Raw genomic sequence first — 17064 nt, forward strand, 5'->3', positions numbered from 1 at the left:
CGGATGCGCCGCATCAGAGGCTGAATTCGTAATCCACCGTGATCGGCGCGTGATCTGAAAACTTCTGCGCCTTGTAGATGGATTCGGTTCGCGCCAGGCGTGCGGTGGCTGGCGTTGCGAGGTGGTAGTCCAGCCGCCACCCCACATTGTTCGTGTACGCCTGCCCCCGGTTGCTCCACCACGTGTAGCACTCTTCGGTGGTGTCGGGCTTGAGCAGGCGGTACACATCGACCAGGCCGGTTTCGGAAATCAGCTTGGTCATCCATGCGCGCTCTTCGGGCAGGAAGCCGCTGTTCTTCCTGTTGCTGCGAAAGTTCTTCAGGTCGCTTTCCTGGTGCGCGATGTTCACGTCTCCGCACAGGATGAACTCGCGGCTTTGCTTGAGCTTGCAAAGGAACGGATCGAACTCTTCGAGGAACCGGAACTTCGCCCGCTGGCGATGTTCGCCGGATGAGCCGCTGGGAAAGTAGCAGCTCACGATGGAAAACTTGCGCGATGGCGTGTCGAAGCGCAGTTCGACATAGCGGCCTTCGGCATCGAACTCGCTCGAGCCGTAACCGACCACCACGTCGCTCGGCTCATGCCGCGTGTAGAGCGCCACGCCGGAATAGCCCTTCTTCTCCGCGAAATGAAAGTAGCCCTTGAGGCCCGCCAGTTGCTCGAAGCGGCCTTCGATGTCGGCGGCCTGGGCCTTGACCTCCTGCAAGCAGAGGCAGTCGGGGTTGGTGCTGGCGATCCACGCTTCGACACCCTTGCTGGTGGCGGAGCGGATTCCATTGAGATTGAGGCTGGTCAGTCGGAACATGCGAATTGATCGGTGAGGCTTTGGGCGACTCGCGCCAGGAGGGCGTCGCGTTCGCCGGGCGCGTGCTCGCGCCAGAGCGTCATTGTCGGGTACCAGCGCGTGTCGGCACGATCGATGCCCCAGCGCCAGTCGGAGTTGAACGGCAGCAGCAGCCATGTCGGCCGGCCCAGCGCGCCGGACAGATGCGCGACGCTGGTATCGACGCTGATCACCAGGTCCATGCAGGCGCACAGGCCCGCCGTGACACTGAAGTCCGTGAGCTGCGACGAGGCATCGAACACATCGCCGCGCGCTTGCATCGCCTCGCGGTCGCCCGCGCGCAGGTCGCGTTGCAGGCACACATAGTGGGGACCACGCGGCAGTGTTGCCAGCAGGCGTGCGAGGCCGATGCTTCGCGCCTTGTCGTTGCCGTGCGCCGGGTTGCCGCCGGCGACCAGTCCCACGCGAACCTGCCTTGGTTGACCAAGCCGGGTTCGCCATGCAGCGGTGTGCGATTCGGGTGCAACCAGGTACGGATGCGTCTGCGGCCACTGCCGCAAGGGCTCGCCCGCCAGCCACGGAATGCTCATCAACGGCGCGTGCAGGTCGTAGGGCGGCAGCGCCCCGCCGCTGGCGACGATCCGGGTGTTCTCGAAACGCCCGGCCAGCAGGGGGGCGACTTCAGGTTGCACCAGCAGCAGCACACGCGCGCCTTGCGCGACAACCCACGCGACATACCGGCAGAACTGCAGGGTGTCGCCCAGCCCCTGTTCGGCATAGAGCAGCACGGTCTTGCCCTGCAATGCCGCACCGGGCTGCCAACGGGGTTTGCGAAGGTGACGCCCGGCCATCGGCATTGAAGGCCGCTGCCAGCGCCACTCGAACTCTTGCCAGCCGCGCGCCTCATCGCCCATGCGCAAAAGCACCAGCGCCAGGTTCCAGTGCGCTTCGACGTGATTCGGGTCTGCGGCAATCGCGTACTCGAGCGACTGCCGCGCCTCGTCGTGGCGGCCCAGATCGGCCAGGGCGAGTCCGCGGTTTTGCCACGCGGTTGCGTTCTTCGCATCCAGGGCGAGCGCCCGGTCGTAGTCGGCGAGCGCGGCGGTGCGGTCCCCCAGGTCGTAATGCGTGTTGGCGCGGTGCAGCCACGCGCGGGCGTAGGCAGGATTCAGGGCGACCGCGCGATCGAAGCTCGCGATCGCTTCGCGCAGGCGCCCCAGCTGGCGCAGTGTCTGGCCGTGCTCATGCTGCAGCGGCGCGCATTGCCGGGCCGCGTCGCTGGAGCCGATGACAGGGGCCGTCAGCGCCAGCGCCTGCGCGGGTTGGCCGGCCTGCCGCAGTGCCCAGGAGCGCTGCGCGAGGGCGTTGGCCTGGGCTTCGTTCAATACAGCGGTCAATACAATCTCGTCCACGACAAAGGGTTTCGCATGACTATCCATCAAGACAACGGGCACGACGAGATTGCACGGGAGTTCATCGAATTTGCCATCGAAGCCGGCGTGCTGCGGTTCGGCGAATTCAAGACCAAGGCGGGACGCCTTTCCCCCTACTTTTTCAATGCAGGGTTGTTCGACGACGGCGCCAAGCTCGGGCGGCTCGCCCAATTCTATGCACGGCGCATCCTGGCTTCGGGCATCGAATTCGACATGCTGTTCGGCCCGGCCTATAAGGGCATTTCGCTGGCCGCTGCGGTCGCCATTGAAATGGCGCGCCTGGGGCGCAACGTTGCGTTTGCCTACAACCGCAAGGAAGCCAAGGATCACGGCGAAGGCGGCACGCTGGTCGGCGCACCGGTCAAGGGCCGGGTGCTGGTGATCGACGACGTCATCACCGACGGCGCTTCCAAGCGGGAAGCGCGCGACATCATCGAAGCGGCCGGCGGCAAGGCCTGCGGCGTGGCGATCGCGCTGGACCGGCAGGAGAAGGCCACAGCCAACGGCGCTGACGTGGACTACAGCGGCGTTCAATATGTGCAGCAGCAGCTCGGATTGCAGGTTTGCGCGATTGCGCGGCTCGCCGATTTGCTCCAGTATCTGGAAAACAAGGGGGGTGACAACCTGGGCGCATGGCATGAGGAGGTGCTGGCTTACCGGCAACGCTACGGCGTCAACTAGGGCTTGGATGCAGTACCTGGCATTGCGATTTGTTGTAGGGTTTGGGGCTTGCTTTGGCATGGCTGCGGCAGCATTGGCACAGCAAGGCATCTATACCTGCATCGATGCCAAGGGCCGCCGGTTGACCGCCGACCGGCCCATCCCTGAATGCCTTGACCGCGAGCAGCGCGAACTCACGCCCAGCGGCACCGTCCGGCGCAAGGTCGGCCCCTCGCTCACGGCTGAGGAGCGCGCGGCCGAGGAGCTGCGGGTTGCCAAGGCGCTTGAGGAAACCAAGCGCATCCAGGAAGAGAAAAAGCGCGAGCGCGCACTGATCGCCCGCTACCCGGACCGGGCCACGCACGACAGGGAGCGGGCCGCATCACTCGCGCAGATCGACGACGTCATCCACACCGCGAACAAGCACCGCATCGAGCTTGAATCGCAACGGCGCAAGCTGGACGTGGAGCTCGAATTTTTCAAGGGCGACACGACCAAGGTTCCGTTCAAACTCAAGCGGCAGATCGACGAGAACACACAGGCGATAGAAAGCCAGCGCCGGTTCATCGTCAACCAGGATGTTGAAAAGCAGCGCCTGAACGCCCGCTACGACGAGGAACTGGTCAAGCTCAAGGTGATGTGGGCTCAGCTGGCGGGGTCTGCGCCCAGGACAGCCGCGGCGGCTGCTTCGGGGACGGCGAGACGATGAGCGATGCGCGGGCGTGAAGCTTGTCATTGCGGGCCGAGACCGGAGGGATCCTGCGAATCCCCCGCAATCCATCTGTGATCAGGCGCAGTCGCCGCTTCGCGGTGGATGCCGGATCAAGTCCGGCATGACAGCCTTCTAAACCAGCTTCGCGCGCAACAGGTCGTTCACCTGCGTCGGGTTGGCCTTGCCTTTGCTGGCTTTCATGACCTGGCCCACCAGCGCGTTGAACGCCTTGTCTTTCCCGGCCTTGAACTGGGCCACGTTGTCTGCGTTCGCAGCAATCACGTCATCGATGATTTTTTCGAGAGCGCCGCTGTCGTTCATCTGCTTGAGGCCCTGCGCCTCGATGATGGCATCGACATCGCTGCCCTGCCCCGTCCACAGCGCCTCGAAGACCTGACGGCCCGCATTGTTGGAAATCGTGCCGTCTGAAATACGGCGGATCAACGCTGCGAGTGCCAGCGCGTTCACCGGCAAGGTTTCGATGCTGACATCGCTCGTGTTCAGACGCCGCGAGATTTCGCCCATGACCCAGTTGCTCGCCAGCTTGGGCTGCTGCGATGCCTTCGCCACTGCTTCGAAATACGACGCCATCGCCTTGCTCTGCGTGAGCGTGGTCGCGTCGTACTCCGGCAGGCCGTAGTCCTTCACGAAGCGCGCGGCCATCACACGCGGCAACTCCGCCATCTCGCTCCTCACGCGCTCCACCCATTCGGGCGAAACCGCAAGCGGCGGCAAATCAGGATCGGGAAAGTAGCGATAGTCGGCAGCGTCTTCTTTCGTGCGCATCGCGCGCGTCTCGCCGGTGTCGGGATCGAACAGCACCGTGGCCTGCTGGATCGCACGACCGTCTTCAATCTCTTCAATCTGCCAGCGGATCTCGAAGTCGATCGCCTGCTGCATGAACTTGAAGCTGTTGAGGTTCTTGATCTCGCGACGCGTACCCAGTTCGGCGCCGGGCTTGCGCACCGACACGTTGGCGTCGCACCGGAAGCTGCCCTCCTGCATGTTGCCGTCGCAGATGCCGATCCAGGTCACGATCTTGTGCAGCTCCTTGGCGTAGGCCACTGCTTCATCGGACGAGCGCATGTCGGGCTCGGTGACGATCTCCAGCAGCGGCGTTCCGGCGCGGTTGAGGTCGATGCCCGACTGGCCGATGAAGTCTTCATGCAGTGACTTGCCTGCGTCTTCTTCGAGGTGGGCGCGCACGAGACGCACTGATTTTTTCTCTTCGCCGAGATAGAACTCGACGCTGCCGCCCTGCACCACCGGAATCTCGAACTGGCTGATCTGGTAGCCCTTGGGCAGGTCGGGATAGAAGTAGTTCTTGCGCGCAAAAACGCTGCGCGGCGCGATGTGCGCGTTCACCGCCAGGCCGAACTCGATCGCTCGCTCGACTGCGCCCTTGTTCATCACCGGCAGCGTGCCGGGCAGTGCGAGATCAAACGGCGATGCCTGCGTGTTGGGTTCTGCCCCGAACGCGGTGGGGGCGCGGCTGAAAATCTTGGACTGCGTGGAAAGCTGCGCGTGTGTCTCAAAGCCGATGACGACTTCGTATCCCTGTATCAGTTTGGTCGTCATGGTTTAAAAACCCTCCGGCGTGCGCAGGTGAAAGTCCGTTGCCTGCTGGAAGCGATGCGCGGCGTTGAGCAGCTTGCTTTCGGCGCAATAGTTGCCGAGCAACTGCATGCCGACAGGCATGTTGCCCGCACCAAAGCCGCAAGGAATGCTCATGCCGGGCAGGCCCGCCAGCGACCCCGGCAAGGTGAAGATATCGGCGAGGTAGTTCGCCACCGGATCATCTGACTTCTCGCCGATCTTCCATGCAACCGTCGGAGCCACGGGGCCTGCGATCACATCGCACACCTTGAAAGCCTGCTGGAAATCGTCAGCGATCATGCGGCGGATTTTTTGCGCCTGCAGGTAGTACGCGTCGTAGTAGCCATGCGAGAGAACATACGCGCCGATCATGATGCGGCGCTTGACCTCATCGCCAAAAGCTTCGGCGCGCGTCTTCTTGTACATCTCGATCAGGTCGCCGTGCGCCTTGGTGCGATGGCCGAATTTCACGCCGTCGAAGCGCGAGAGATTCGACGAGGCTTCCGCCGGCGCAATGATGTAGTACACCGGAATGGACAGCTCGGTGCGAGGCAGCGTGATGTCCACGAGCTTTGCGCCGAGCTTTTCGTATTCCTTCAACGCGCTGGCGATCGCAGAGCGCACATCGACGGACAAACCTTCGCTGAAAAACTCCTTCGGCACGCCAATGCGCAGGCCCTCGATCGAGTCGCCGAGCGTGCGCGTGAAATCTTCTGCGGGCACATCAAGCGATGTCGAATCGCGGTCCGGGTCGGGGCCGCACATTTGCGACAGCAGCAGCGCGCAATCTTCGGCCGTGCGTGCCATCGGTCCGGCCTGGTCGAGGCTGGAAGCAAACGCAATCATCCCGTAGCGCGATGCGCGGCCGTAAGTTGGCTTGATGCCCGTGATACCGCAGAACGCAGCGGGCTGGCGAATCGAGCCGCCGGTGTCGGTGCCGGTGGCTGCAGGTGCAAGCCGGGCTGCCACCGCGACTGCGCTGCCGCCGGATGAGCCGCCCGGGATTCGCGAGGTGTCCCACGGATTCAAGACCGGCTTGTAAGCGGAGTTCTCGTTCGACGAGCCCATCGCGAATTCATCGCAGTTGAGCTTGCCGAGCGTGACAGCGCCTGCGTCCGACAGCTTCGCCACCACGGTTGCGTCGAATGGCGAGCGGTAGTTCTCCAGCATCTTCGAGCCGGCGGTGCTCGCAAAGTCCTTGGTGACAAAGATGTCCTTGTGCGCAACCGGCACGCCCAGCAGCGGCGAGGCGTCACCTGAGGCGATGCGCGCATCGGCGGCCTGCGCCTGGGCGAGCGTGACGGCTTCATTCACATCGAGGTACGCGCCGAGCTTGTCATGCTGCACGCCGCGCGCCAGAAAATGCCTGGCGGTCTCGACGGCCGATACTTCCCGGGCCTGCAGCTTTTTTGCGAGCTGCGCAACGGTCAATTCGTGCAGGTCGCTCATTCGATCACCTTCGGCACCAGAAAGAGGCCGCGCTCCACGGCCGGGGCGCTGCGCTGGTTGGCTTCGCGGTCGATGTTGGGGTCGGCGACGTCATCGCGCAGCCGCAGGACCACGTCCTGGATGGTGGCCGCCGGGTGCGCCAGGGGCTCGATGCAGGTGGTGTCGACCGCCCGCATTTTTTCGACGATGTCGAAAAAGCCGTTGATCTGGGTCAGCATGCGCTCGCTTTCGGCCGGCTGCAGTTCCAGCCGGGCGAGGTGCGCGATGCGGGCGATGTCTTGGGAGGTAAGGGACATGAGGAAAAAATTCGGCTCGAACGCACGCGCAAACCGGCGTGCAACAGGTGTAAACGCGAAATTTTGGCCCTGTAGAGGCGGGTTTCTGGGGAGGGGATCGGGTATTATCCCGCCTTTAGTGCAACACCCGCGAAAACGCCGGTATTTGCAGGAAAACCACGGCTTTCCACCCCAATAACATGACCCATCGCCATCACGGCCGCGCCCGCTGCATGGCTCCCGAGAGGACTTCCTGATGTTCGGAGCATTCCGTCGGTACTTTTCCACCGACCTGGCAATCGACCTGGGCACGGCCAACACCCTGATTTTCGTACGCGACAAAGGCATCGTCCTGGATGAGCCTTCGGTCGTTGCGATCCGTCACGAAGGTGGCCCCCAGGGCAAGAAAACCATCCAGGCCGTCGGCCGCGAGGCCAAGGCCATGCTGGGCAAGGTGCCCGGCAACATCGAGGCGATCCGCCCGATGAAAGACGGCGTGATCGCCGACTTCACCGTCACCGAGCAGATGCTCAAGCAGTTCATCAAGATGGTGCATCCGCGCGGCATCCTGAAGCCCAGCCCCCGCATCATCATCTGCGTTCCCTGCGGCTCGACCCAGGTCGAGCGACGCGCCATCCGCGAGTCGGCGCTGGGCGCTGGTGCGAGCGAGGTGTACCTGATCGAAGAGCCGATGGCTGCTGCGATCGGCGCGGGCCTTCCGGTTTCGGAAGCATCCGGCTCGATGGTGGTGGACATCGGCGGCGGCACGACCGAAGTCGGCGTGATCTCGCTCGGCGGCATGGTCTACAAGGGCAGCGTGCGCGTCGGCGGCGACAAGTTCGACGAGGCCATCATCAGCTACATCCGCCGCAACTACGGCATGCTCATCGGTGAGCCCACCGCCGAAGCCATCAAGAAGAACATCGGCTCGGCCTTCCCCGGCAGCGAAGTCAAGGAAATGGAAGTCAAGGGCCGCAACCTGTCTGAAGGTGTGCCGCGCTCGTTCACCATTTCTTCCAACGAAATCCTGGAAGCGCTCACCGATCCGCTCAACAACATCGTCTCGGCGGTGAAGAACGCGCTGGAGCAGACGCCGCCTGAACTGGGCGCCGACATTGCAGAGCGCGGGATGATGCTCACCGGCGGCGGCGCACTGCTGCGCGACCTCGACCGCCTGCTGGCAGAAGAAACCGGCCTGCCGGTGCTGGTGGCCGAAGACCCGTTGACCTGCGTGGTGCGCGGCTGCGGCATCGCGCTGGAGCGGATGGAACGGCTGGGTTCCATTTTCACGAGCGAGTGACGGCATGAATTTCCCTCCCCCTCTGGGGGAGGGTTAGGGTGGGGGCCACAGCGCTGAAATGCCCCCACCCCGGCCCTCCCCAAGAGGGGCAGGGTGCAAAATAACCGCCTCCATGCCTTTAGGTACTCTCGACCGCAACCCGCCGCCCTTCTTCAAGCAGGGCCCGTCTGCAATTTCCAAACTGATGGTGTTCAGTGCGATCGCACTGTTCCTGATGGTGGCCGACACACGCTTCAAGATTGCGCAACCCATACGCGCGGCGATCGCCACAGCGCTCTACCCCGTGCAATGGGTCGCCATGCGGCCCGTGATGTTCGTGAGCGGTGGGGCCGACTATTTCGAATCCCTGGCGAGTGCGCAACGCGGCGAGGCGGCCGCCCGCGCCAAGCTCGCCTTGCAGTCCCAGCGGTCGTTCCAGGTCGAACAGCTCACCCAGGAAAACGAACGCCTGCGCAAGTTGCTCGAACTTCGTGCGCGATTCATGGCCACATCGACTGCCGCCGAAGTTCTCTATGACGCGGCCGACCCCTACACCCGCAAGATCATCATCGACAAGGGATCGACCCACCAGATCAAGGCCGGGTCTCCTGTCATTGATGAGGGCGGTGTGCTCGGCCAGGTGACGCGGGTGCACTTGCTCATCAGCGAAGTGACGCTCATCACCGATCGCGAACACGCGATCCCGGTTCTCAATGCCCGCACTGGCGCGCGCAGCGTGGCATACGGCGACCCCACGCTGCACGGCGGCTCGCTCGAGCTTCGCTTCATGGCGGCCAATGCAGATGTCCAGCCCGGCGATCTTCTGACCACCAGCGGTGTCGATGGCGTTTATCCTTCGGGCCTGCCGGTTGCCAAGGTCGACAAGGTCGATCGCCGCGCCGATTCGGGTTTCGCGCGCATCACCTGCTTGCCGCAAGCGTTGGTGGGTGGTGCGCGTCACGTCATGGTGCTCGGGCCGATGACCGACGTGCTTCCGGCGCGTCCGGCACCCGAAGACGCGGCGCCCGCCGCCCGCAAGGGAGGCCGCCGATGATCATGCGACAGGGCCAGCAGCTGCTGTTGCCCGCCAATCCGGTTTTCATCTGGGGCAGCCTGCTGCTCGCGCTGCTCGTGAACATGCTGCCCATAGGCCGGACGCCGTGGATGCCGGATGTGCTGGCGCTGGTCGTCGTGTTCTGGAGCGTGCACCAGCCGCTTCGGGTGGGCATTGGCGCTGCCTTCATCTTCGGCCTGGCGATGGATGTGCACCAGACCGCATTGCTGGGCCAGCATGCGCTGGCCTATACGGCGCTCAGCTATTTCGCGATCACGATTCATCGCCGCCTGCTGTGGTTTTCTGTGCCGTCGCAAGCTGTGCAGGTGTTGCCGCTTTTTGTCGCCGCCCACGCGATCGAACTCGCCATCCGCATGTTGATGGGCGGCACCTTCCCCGGTTGGGTCACCGTCATCGCTCCGCTAGCCGAAGCTGTGCTGTGGCCGGTCGTGAGCGTGTTGCTGCTCGCGCCGCAACGCAGGGCGCCCGATCCCGATGAAAATAGGCCGCTCTGAGCTCTCTGATCTCTCTAAGCTGTTAGCCGGGCCACCCGCGCAACTTGTCCCGCGACTTCGTCACTAACCACGCATGACCGAACTACGAAACGTCGAAGCCGACCTCTCGCGCTTTCGCATCCGCGTGCTGGCTGCAAGCCTGGTCGTCGTCGTGTGCTTCCTGCTGCTGGTCTCGCGACTGGTTTACCTGCAGGTGTATCGCCACACCGACCTGCTCGAACAGGCCGAGAACAACCGCACGGCCATCGTGCCGGTGGTGCCCAATCGCGGGCTTATCCTCGACCGCAATGGCATCGTGCTGGCGACCAACTACTCGGCCTACACGCTGGAGATCATGCCGTCGCGCCTGGCCAGCCTGGACAAGACCATCGAAGAGCTGTCGACCATCGTCGACATCCAGCCGCGCGACAAGCGGCGCTTTCGCAAGCTGCTGGAAGAGTCCAAGAATTTCGAATCGCTTCCGATCCGCACCCGCCTGACCGATGAAGAGGTGGCGCGCTTTGCCGCGCAGAGCTGGCGATTTCCGGGCGTGGACATCAAGGCCCGCCTGTTTCGCAACTACCCCTACGGCGAGCTGGCCAGCCATGTGATCGGCTACATCGGGCGGGTCAACCAGACCGAAAAGAAGGCGATGGAAGACTGGCCCGAAGAGGCGCAGACCAACTACAAGGGCACCGAATACATCGGCAAGCTCGGCGTCGAACAAAGCTACGAAGCCCAGCTGCACGGCATCACCGGGGTCGAGCATGTAGAGACCTCGGCCGGCGGCCGCGCGATGCGCAAGCTCGCCAGCCGGCCCGGCACGCCCGGCAACACGATCGTGATGTCGATCGACATCAAGCTGCAAAAGCTGATCGAAGACCTGTACGGCGACCGCCGCGGCGCGATGGTTGCCATCGAACCCAAGACCGGCGAAGTGCTCGCCTTTGTCAGCAAGCCCACGTTCGATCCCAACCTTTTTGTCGATGGCATCGACAGCGAGAACTGGGCAGCGCTCAATGAGTCGCTGGACAAGCCCTTGCTCAATCGCGCCTTGCGTGGCACCTACCCTCCCGGCTCGACCTACAAGCCGTTCATGGCGCTGGCTGCGCTTGAGACGGGCAAGCGCACGCCTGCGCAATCCATCTCCGATCCGGGCTTTTTCATGTTCGGCGGCCACCGGTTTCGCGACGACAAGGAGGGCGGCCACGGCTCGGTCGACATGTACAAGTCCATCGTGCAGTCGTGCGATACCTACTACTACATTCTGGCCAACGACATGGGCGTGGACCTCATGCACGACGAGCTGGTGAAGTTCGGCTTCGGCGAGTTGACCGGCATCGATATACAGGGCGAATCGCGCGGGCTGCTGCCCTCGACCAAGTGGAAACGGGCGGCTTACCGCAAGCCCGAACAGAAGAAGTGGTACGCCGGCGAGACGATTTCGCTGGGCATCGGGCAGGGCTACAACAACTTCACGATGCTGCAGCTGGCATCGGCCACAGCGACATTGGCGAACTCAGGCGTGAAGATGAAGCCGCACCTGGTCAGCAAGGTGATCGATGTGGTGACAAAGACGCCCACGGATGCGGTGCGCGTGGTGGGCGAGCGCATTGCCAAGGCTGAAAACATCGCCATCATCCGCAAGGCGCTGGTGGGTGTGAACATCGAAGGCACCTCGGCGCGCGCCTTTGCAGGCGCCGGCTACACGAGCGGCGGCAAGACCGGAACCGCCCAGGTGATCGCCATCAAGCAGGGCGAAAAATACAACGCATCGGCCATCGATGAACGCCATCGCGATCACGCACTGTTCATGGCCTACGCTCCCGCAGAAGACCCAAAAATTGCCATCGCCATGATTGTGGAAAACGCGGGCTTCGGCGCGCAGAATTCCGCGCCAATCGCCCGCCGTGCCTTCGACTACTACCTGACCGGCATGTACCCCAGCGAAGAAGACATGGCACTGGTGCGGCAGGGCAAGGCGACAACGCCGGTAGGCAAACCACGTCCTGCGGCTGACGTGCCCTGGGTGGTTCCCGGCGCCGCTCCTGCACCCGCATCGGCTCCTGCTGCGGCCTCATCCGCGCCGCTTGCTGCCGCCCCTGCGAACGCGGCGAGCGCGGCGAGCGCGGCAGCCACGCCCAAACCCGCAGCTGCCGTCAAGCCGGCGTCTTCGGTTCGCGTGGCTGTGCAGTAGCGGCCGCGCGCAGCAGCCAGCCGCCGACTTCGTCCGGCATGGTGCGCACATGCCCCGGCAGGCTGCCGTCGGGGAATCCGACATGGCCGCCTTCTTGCGGCTGCCACAGCGTCACGAAATCTCCCACCTCGCCGGGTCTGGGCAGGCTCTGTGCCGGCACGAATGGGTCGTTGCGCGCATTGAGGCAGAGCGCCGGTATACAGATGCGGTGCAGGTGCGGCTTGGCGCTCGCACGCGCGTAGTAGTCGTCGGCATTGGTAAAACCGTGCAGCGGTGCGGTGAAGATGTCGTCAAACTCGTACAGGTCTCGTGCTGCCTGCATTCGCGCACCGTCGAAGAGCCCGGGGTGCTGCTTCAATTTTTCCAGCGCCTTGGGTTTCATCGACCGTAGAAACATCGTGGTGTACACGAGCCGGTTGAAGCCGCGGCCGATCTGCACCGAGCTGGCGGCGAGGTCTAGCGGTGAGCAGACGCTGGCGACGGCGCGCACCAGGGCGCCGGCGCCCTCGCCCGCCTCGGCGGCCCACCGCATCAACGCATTGCCGCCCAGCGATACGCCGACCGCCACGATGGGGCCGTTGTGGTGTTCGCGCAGGCGCGCCAGGATCCAGGCGATTTCTTCGTGGTCACCCGAGTGATAGGCGCGCGGCCCTGCGTTGAGCTCGCCGCTGCAGCCGCGAAAGTGCGGAATCGCAAATGCAAGGTCATGCTCGGCCGCGAAGTCGGCAAACGCTTCGGCATAGTGACTGCGAGACGACCCTTCGAGGCCGTGGAACATGACCAGCATGGGGCGGTCGGGCTGCACGCAACCCTGCGAAATCAGCCAATCGACGTCCACGAAATCGCCATCGGGCGCTGTCCAGCGTTCACGCCGGTACTGGGGATGTCCGCCGAAATATCGTTTGGCATACAACGCGGGCCAGATGGTTTGAAGGTTGCCGCCTGGCAGCCACCACGGCGCACGGTAATTCAATGGGATGCCCGCATCAATGAAGCACGAGCGGCGTGCCCGACACTTCCTGGATCTCGCTGCTGGTGCCGGGGCTTGCATGGTGCGCGACCATGCGCCAGCCCTGCGCGGTGCGGTGGTACACGTTGGTAGCGATCACCCACGCCTGCGCGGGGCCTTCGGTGCTGAGGACTTCGACGCGTTCCAGCACGTTGTGCACGGCGCTTGCCAGCGCCTGTGTCTTGCGGGCGCGCTCGGGCCAGGCGCGGATGCTGCCGTTGTTGAACATCGCTTCGAAGGTGGCGCGAATCGCCATCGCGCCCACCACGCGTGGGCCCCCAGGGTGAATGCAGACGATGTCGTCCTCGTCGGCCCAGCAAGCCATGAGCGCTTCGATGTCGGCGTTTTGCAATGCCTTGTAAAACGCCGCTTCAACGTCGTCGGGACTGCCTTCCAGGTTGGCGGCTTGGAGCTTGTTTTTCTTGCGCATGGGTTGCAGGGATTCTGCCGTGGATTCAGGCCGCAAGCCACTGCCGCACCGTCTCGCGCAAATCGCGCGAGTGCCCCTGGGCGGCACGCCAAACGACCTCTGGCGCAGCGATGTGCACACCCGCCGGTGCGAGTTCCAGCAGCGCCGAGACGAACTCGGCGACCTTGACCGCGCGCACCGGCTGCTCGCTGCCGGGAAGCATGTACTTGAAGGTCGACAGCATGAAGCTTGCAAGCGCGCGCAGCATGCCCTCGCCACGAGCCGGCACGGGCTTGCGAGCCGTGCGTACGATCATCAGCCGATCGAAGCCGAGGGTTGCAAGCGACTGCTCATCGAGGTTGGCAAGGCCGCGCTTGAGCGCCTCGGGTAGCCGCCCCTGCGCGTGAGGCAAAACGACAAGCAGCGTCGTCACGCCACTGGCCCTCATCCAGCGCGCAACTGCGACGAGCTGCTCTGGTTGCGGTGTCCACAGCGCCCGCTCGCGGTCATGGAAGAGTCGCGGCGGGTCGAACATGACCAGTGCTGTATCCGCCGGCTCCAGTGGCCAGTCGCCAGGCGCCTCACCCGGCACGACCATGAGGTCCACACCGCGCAGCGCCGTGGTCACCGGTTCGCGCGCGAGCACACGTGTCGATTCGAACCGGTGTGTGCCGACCACACGCCGCAGCACCTCATTGCCGAGCACGCCGGTCGCGCCTGCAATCACCAGACGAGGCTTGCGCGCGACTGCAGCGCGGCGCTGCGCGGCACTCAGTGCTTGAAAGGGCTCAACCTGCATCCATCTATGCTACCGTCGCGGCTCTCGCGTCACCTTGAAGGGAAATCACTCATGATCAAGCGCTGGTTCCTCATCCTTGCCGCCATGCTCGCTGCGGCCTCGCTGACCGGGTGCGGGTACAACGATTTCCAGCGGCTCGACGAAGCCAGCAAGTCGGCCTGGAGCGAAGTGCTCAACCAGTACCAGCGCCGCGCCGACCTCATCCCCAACATCGTCGCCACCGTCAAGGGTGAAGCGAACTTCGAGCAGGAGACGCTCACCAAAGTCGTTGAAGCCCGCGCCAAGGCCACGTCGATGCAAGTCACACCGGAGACGCTCAACGATCCGGCTGCGTTCGCGAAATTCCAGCAAGCACAAGGCGAACTGTCCAGTGCACTCAGCCGGCTGATGGTGACGGTGGAGCGCTACCCGGACCTGAAGGCCAACAAGGGTTTCAGTGATTTGCGCGTGCAGCTCGAAGGCACCGAAAACCGCATCACGGTCGCCCGCAATCGCTACATCCAGACGGTGCAGGAGTACAACGTGCTCGCTCGCAGTTTCCCGAACAACCTCACCGCGATGGTGTTCGGCTACTCGCCCAAGCCGACATTCACTGTGCAAAACGAAGCGCAGATTTCGGTGCCACCGCAGGTTGACTTCAACAAGAAGTAAGTGAACATGCTTCGGGCACTGGCCGCTGCGCTGCTGTTTCTTAGCTTCGCAAGTCACGCGCAGAACGTGCTGCCGGTGCCGGCGCTCACCGCGCACGTCATCGACCAGACCAACACGCTTGACGCCATCCAGCGTCAGGGGCTGGAAGACCAGCTCACCGCACTGGAGACTGCCAAGGGCGCGCAGGTCGCGATCCTGATGGTGGCCACGACGCAGCCCGAAGACATCACCAGCTATGCGAACCGCATTTCAAACGCATGGAAGATCGGCCGTAAAGGCGTAGGTGACGGGCTGCTGGTGGTCGTCGCCAAGGACGATCGCAAGATCCGTATTGAAGTTGCCAAGACGCTGGAAGGCGCGATTCCCGACCTGGCGGCGCGCCGCGTCATCGACGAAGCGATCACGCCGGAGTTCAAGAAGGGGGATTACGCTGCGGGATTGCGCGCGGGCGTGGCACAGATCACTTCGCTCATCAACGGGGAAGCCCTGCCGCCTGTCAAGCAGGCCGACAAGTCGCCTGCAGGTGGCGCATTCGGCTTCGACTGGATGGACCTGGCGATCTTTCTCTTCATCGCCGTGCCGGTCGTGGGCGGTGTGCTCAAGGGCATGCTGGGGCGCAAGCTGGGGTCACTGGTGACTGGCGCGGGCGTCGGCACCATCGCGTTGCTCATCACGTCGAGCATTGCGATTGCGGCCATTGCGGCATTCGTCGCGCTGGTCTTCGCGCTGCTATCGGGTGGACTGGGTGGTGGTGGGTCCGGGCGGCGCGGCGGGCTTGGCGGTCCCGTGATCTGGGGCGGCGGCGGGGGCGGCGGCTGGAACTCAGGCGGTGGTGGGGGCGGGGGCGGCTGGAGCTCTGGCGGCGGCGGTGATTTTGGGGGCGGCGGCGCCTCGGGAGACTGGTGATGGCGGGCACACGCAACTTCTCGCAAACCGCCCTGCGTCTGTGGCGCCATCGCTGGCAGGATGACGCAGATACACATCGAGCCATCCCACAAGAGCTGGTCGAGCGCCTGGCCCGGCGCGTCGCCGCGAGCGAGCAGCGGCACAGCGGCGAGATTCGCCTCTATGTGGAAGCGGGCCTGCCCACCAGCTACATCCTGCGGGGTGCCACGCCGCGCGAACGTGCAATCGCCATGTTCTCCAAACTGCGCCTGTGGGATACCGCCAACAACAACGGTGTGCTGATCTACCTGCTGCTGGCCGAACACGCCATTGAAATCGTCGCTGACCGCGGGTTGTCACAGCGCGTACCCGAAGCCGAATGGAAAGCTATCGTCCAGCGAATGGGCACCGCGTTTCGTGACCGGCGCTTTGAAGATGGGTTGACCCAGGCGCTGGAGGAAGTCTCGGCTCTGCTGGTGCAGCACTTCCCGTTGGCACCCGGCGAGGTCAATCCCAATGAACTGCCGGACGAACCGGTCCTGGGTTGATGCTGTGCGAATCGCCCCGGTACCGGATGTCGCCTCGATTGAGCGCGCGACGGTTGCTGCGGTGGCGCCGCCGAGGGTCGAAGAACTGGGGGGCTGGCTCCTGCCCTTTGACGAAGGGACGGTTGGGCGCGCTCGGAGCGCTGTTCCGCTGGACCACGGCGAGCCGGACACGCACCTGATCCCAGAGATCGAGGGTCGGTATGGGGCGCTAGAGCTGCCCGCCATATTTCGTGTGCCGGATGTCGAAACGTTTGCGCCCTTTCGATCGGAACTGGTTGCCCGTGGTTATGCCGAATCCAAACCAACGCTGGTGCAGGTCGGCTCCAGCAGCGAGGCCGCCCGAATGGTGTCCCCCTGTCTGTCGCAGGTAGAGATCAGGACAGCTGCCGACGACGAATGGGCATCGGTTTTCCTGGGCGAAGGCTTCGATCCTGTCGATGGCGCCAGCCGTGTAGCGACGCTGCGCCGGGCCCAGGGATCGCTCTTTGCGCGGGCCTGCGATGCCGACCAAACCGTCGCCGCCGGCGTTCTGGCACTCGGTCATGGCTGGGCGAGCATTCACGGCATGCGAACGGCGCTAACGCACCGGCGCCGCGGATACGCATTGCGAGTGCTTACTGCGCTGGCAAGCACTGCAACGCAACGCGGATATGAGCAGATGGTGCTTCAGGTGGAGGCTGGCAACGCGGTGGCGCAGCGCCTGTATGCGCGCTGCGGATTGCGCACCGCATGGCGTTACACCTACTGGGAGAGACCGTCGGCGATGGCACCGCAGAAACCATGAGCCCCCAATAAAAAGGCCCTGCCAACAGGCAGGGCCGAGGGCGCGG

The 17064-nt window shown here is 64.0% G+C and carries 18 protein-coding genes; 10 read left to right on the forward strand and 8 right to left on the reverse strand.

Annotated elements, in window-relative coordinates; all coding sequences use genetic code 11:
• Positions 1-13: 13 nt before the first annotated feature.
• Both AQ12_RS15950 and AQ12_RS15955 read right to left on the reverse strand, forming a co-directional pair.
• Positions 14-805, reverse strand: a complete 792-nt coding sequence (locus AQ12_RS15950; RefSeq protein ID WP_048440937.1) for an exodeoxyribonuclease III — start codon at positions 803-805, stop codon at positions 14-16.
• Positions 793-2181 (reverse strand): tetratricopeptide repeat protein, encoded by a 1389-nt coding sequence (locus tag AQ12_RS15955; protein WP_193387991.1) that lies wholly within the window; start codon positions 2179-2181, stop codon positions 793-795. Before AQ12_RS15955 ends, AQ12_RS15950 begins: the two co-directional genes overlap by 13 nt.
• 30 nt (positions 2182-2211) lie before the next feature.
• Between AQ12_RS15955 and pyrE the strand changes: the two genes are divergently transcribed.
• Together pyrE and AQ12_RS15965 are read left to right on the forward strand one after the other, a co-directional pair.
• A complete protein-coding gene (pyrE, locus tag AQ12_RS22825; protein WP_048440938.1) occupies positions 2212-2898 on the forward strand; it encodes an orotate phosphoribosyltransferase in 687 nt (228 codons plus the stop codon).
• 58 nt (positions 2899-2956) lie between these two features.
• On the forward strand, positions 2957-3586 hold the full coding sequence (locus AQ12_RS15965; RefSeq protein ID WP_082151639.1) for a DUF4124 domain-containing protein: 630 nt from the start codon (positions 2957-2959) through the stop codon (positions 3584-3586).
• Positions 3587-3721: 135 nt separating this feature from the next.
• Here AQ12_RS15965 and gatB read toward each other — a convergent pair whose 3' ends face one another.
• Genes gatB through gatC form a run of 3 tightly spaced genes read right to left on the reverse strand, consistent with a single transcriptional unit; the run spans position 3722 to position 6930 of the window.
• Positions 3722-5167 (reverse strand): Asp-tRNA(Asn)/Glu-tRNA(Gln) amidotransferase subunit GatB, encoded by a 1446-nt coding sequence (gene gatB / locus AQ12_RS15970; RefSeq protein ID WP_048440940.1) that lies wholly within the window; start codon positions 5165-5167, stop codon positions 3722-3724.
• A gap of 3 nt (positions 5168-5170) precedes the next feature.
• Positions 5171-6634 (reverse strand): Asp-tRNA(Asn)/Glu-tRNA(Gln) amidotransferase subunit GatA, encoded by a 1464-nt coding sequence (gene gatA, locus AQ12_RS15975; RefSeq protein ID WP_048440941.1) that lies wholly within the window; start codon positions 6632-6634, stop codon positions 5171-5173.
• Positions 6631-6930: an Asp-tRNA(Asn)/Glu-tRNA(Gln) amidotransferase subunit GatC gene (gene gatC / locus AQ12_RS15980; RefSeq protein WP_048440942.1), complete on the reverse strand. Its 300-nt coding sequence runs from the start codon at positions 6928-6930 to the stop codon at positions 6631-6633. The genes gatA and gatC overlap by 4 nt, the downstream gene beginning before the upstream one ends.
• A 235-nt stretch (positions 6931-7165) precedes the next feature.
• Here gatC and AQ12_RS15985 point away from each other — a divergent pair, with 235 nt between their 5' ends.
• The 4 genes from AQ12_RS15985 (at position 7166) to mrdA (ending at position 11933) form a co-directional block, all read left to right on the forward strand.
• Positions 7166-8209, forward strand: a complete 1044-nt coding sequence (locus tag AQ12_RS15985; RefSeq protein WP_048440943.1) for a rod shape-determining protein — start codon at positions 7166-7168, stop codon at positions 8207-8209.
• Between the two features lie 112 nt (positions 8210-8321).
• Positions 8322-9242: a rod shape-determining protein MreC gene (gene mreC, locus AQ12_RS15990; protein ID WP_048440944.1), complete on the forward strand. Its 921-nt coding sequence runs from the start codon at positions 8322-8324 to the stop codon at positions 9240-9242.
• Positions 9239-9757: a rod shape-determining protein MreD gene (gene mreD / locus AQ12_RS15995; RefSeq protein ID WP_048440945.1), complete on the forward strand. Its 519-nt coding sequence runs from the start codon at positions 9239-9241 to the stop codon at positions 9755-9757. Before mreC ends, mreD begins: the two co-directional genes overlap by 4 nt.
• Before the next feature lie 73 nt (positions 9758-9830).
• Positions 9831-11933 carry a penicillin-binding protein 2 gene (mrdA, locus tag AQ12_RS16000; protein WP_048440946.1) on the forward strand — a complete coding sequence of 701 codons (2103 nt, stop codon included), beginning with the start codon at positions 9831-9833 and terminating at the stop codon, positions 11931-11933.
• Here mrdA and AQ12_RS16005 read toward each other — a convergent pair.
• The 3 genes from AQ12_RS16005 to AQ12_RS16015 are packed head-to-tail and all read right to left on the reverse strand — an operon-like array spanning position 11896 to position 14150.
• Positions 11896-12906, reverse strand: a complete 1011-nt coding sequence (locus tag AQ12_RS16005) for a YheT family hydrolase (protein WP_048440947.1) — start codon at positions 12904-12906, stop codon at positions 11896-11898. The two genes, mrdA and AQ12_RS16005, sit on opposite strands and share 38 nt — an antisense overlap.
• Before the next feature lie 13 nt (positions 12907-12919).
• Positions 12920-13372, reverse strand: coding sequence for a nuclear transport factor 2 family protein (locus AQ12_RS16010; RefSeq protein WP_048440948.1), 453 nt, complete (start codon positions 13370-13372; stop codon positions 12920-12922).
• Positions 13373-13397: 25 nt separating this feature from the next.
• Entirely contained in the window at positions 13398-14150 is a 753-nt protein-coding gene (locus AQ12_RS16015) for a hypothetical protein (RefSeq protein WP_048440949.1), read from the reverse strand.
• Between the two features lie 51 nt (positions 14151-14201).
• On the opposite strand from AQ12_RS16015, the gene AQ12_RS16020 reads away from it, so the two are divergent.
• From AQ12_RS16020 to AQ12_RS16035, 4 genes are read left to right on the forward strand one after another with little or no spacing between them, the layout of a single operon-like run.
• Entirely contained in the window at positions 14202-14801 is a 600-nt protein-coding gene (locus AQ12_RS16020; protein WP_048440950.1) for a LemA family protein, read from the forward strand.
• A gap of 6 nt (positions 14802-14807) precedes the next feature.
• Positions 14808-15707 (forward strand): YgcG family protein, encoded by a 900-nt coding sequence (locus AQ12_RS16025; protein WP_048440988.1) that lies wholly within the window; start codon positions 14808-14810, stop codon positions 15705-15707.
• Positions 15707-16234, forward strand: a complete 528-nt coding sequence (locus AQ12_RS16030) for a TPM domain-containing protein (protein WP_048440951.1) — start codon at positions 15707-15709, stop codon at positions 16232-16234. Before AQ12_RS16025 ends, AQ12_RS16030 begins: the two co-directional genes overlap by 1 nt.
• Before the next feature lie 4 nt (positions 16235-16238).
• Positions 16239-17018, forward strand: coding sequence for a GNAT family N-acetyltransferase (locus AQ12_RS16035; protein WP_238587739.1), 780 nt, complete (start codon positions 16239-16241; stop codon positions 17016-17018).
• Positions 17019-17064 lie beyond the last annotated feature (46 nt).

The organism is Caenimonas sp. SL110, from assembly GCF_001044395.1.
In the GTDB taxonomy this organism is placed as follows: Bacteria; Pseudomonadota; Gammaproteobacteria; order Burkholderiales; family Burkholderiaceae_C; genus Ramlibacter.

Bases quoted from the DNA above. Each gene is read 5' to 3' on its own strand.
- AQ12_RS15950 (WP_048440937.1), bottom strand. From the start codon at position 805: ATGTTCCGACTGACCAGCCTCAATCTCAATGGAATCCGCTCCGCCACC.
- pyrE (WP_048440938.1), top strand. From the start codon at position 2,212: ATGACTATCCATCAAGACAACGGGCACGACGAGATTGCACGGGAGTTC.
- AQ12_RS15965 (WP_082151639.1), top strand. From the start codon at position 2,957: ATGGCTGCGGCAGCATTGGCACAGCAAGGCATCTATACCTGCATCGAT.
- gatB (WP_048440940.1), bottom strand. From the start codon at position 5,167: ATGACGACCAAACTGATACAGGGATACGAAGTCGTCATCGGCTTTGAG.
- gatA (WP_048440941.1), bottom strand. From the start codon at position 6,634: ATGAGCGACCTGCACGAATTGACCGTTGCGCAGCTCGCAAAAAAGCTG.
- gatC (WP_048440942.1), bottom strand. From the start codon at position 6,930: ATGTCCCTTACCTCCCAAGACATCGCCCGCATCGCGCACCTCGCCCGG.
- AQ12_RS15985 (WP_048440943.1), top strand. From the start codon at position 7,166: ATGTTCGGAGCATTCCGTCGGTACTTTTCCACCGACCTGGCAATCGAC.
- mreC (WP_048440944.1), top strand. From the start codon at position 8,322: ATGCCTTTAGGTACTCTCGACCGCAACCCGCCGCCCTTCTTCAAGCAG.
- mreD (WP_048440945.1), top strand. From the start codon at position 9,239: ATGATCATGCGACAGGGCCAGCAGCTGCTGTTGCCCGCCAATCCGGTT.
- mrdA (WP_048440946.1), top strand. From the start codon at position 9,831: ATGACCGAACTACGAAACGTCGAAGCCGACCTCTCGCGCTTTCGCATC.
- AQ12_RS16010 (WP_048440948.1), bottom strand. From the start codon at position 13,372: ATGCGCAAGAAAAACAAGCTCCAAGCCGCCAACCTGGAAGGCAGTCCC.
- AQ12_RS16015 (WP_048440949.1), bottom strand. From the start codon at position 14,150: ATGCAGGTTGAGCCCTTTCAAGCACTGAGTGCCGCGCAGCGCCGCGCT.
- AQ12_RS16020 (WP_048440950.1), top strand. From the start codon at position 14,202: ATGATCAAGCGCTGGTTCCTCATCCTTGCCGCCATGCTCGCTGCGGCC.
- AQ12_RS16025 (WP_048440988.1), top strand. From the start codon at position 14,808: ATGCTTCGGGCACTGGCCGCTGCGCTGCTGTTTCTTAGCTTCGCAAGT.
- AQ12_RS16030 (WP_048440951.1), top strand. From the start codon at position 15,707: ATGGCGGGCACACGCAACTTCTCGCAAACCGCCCTGCGTCTGTGGCGC.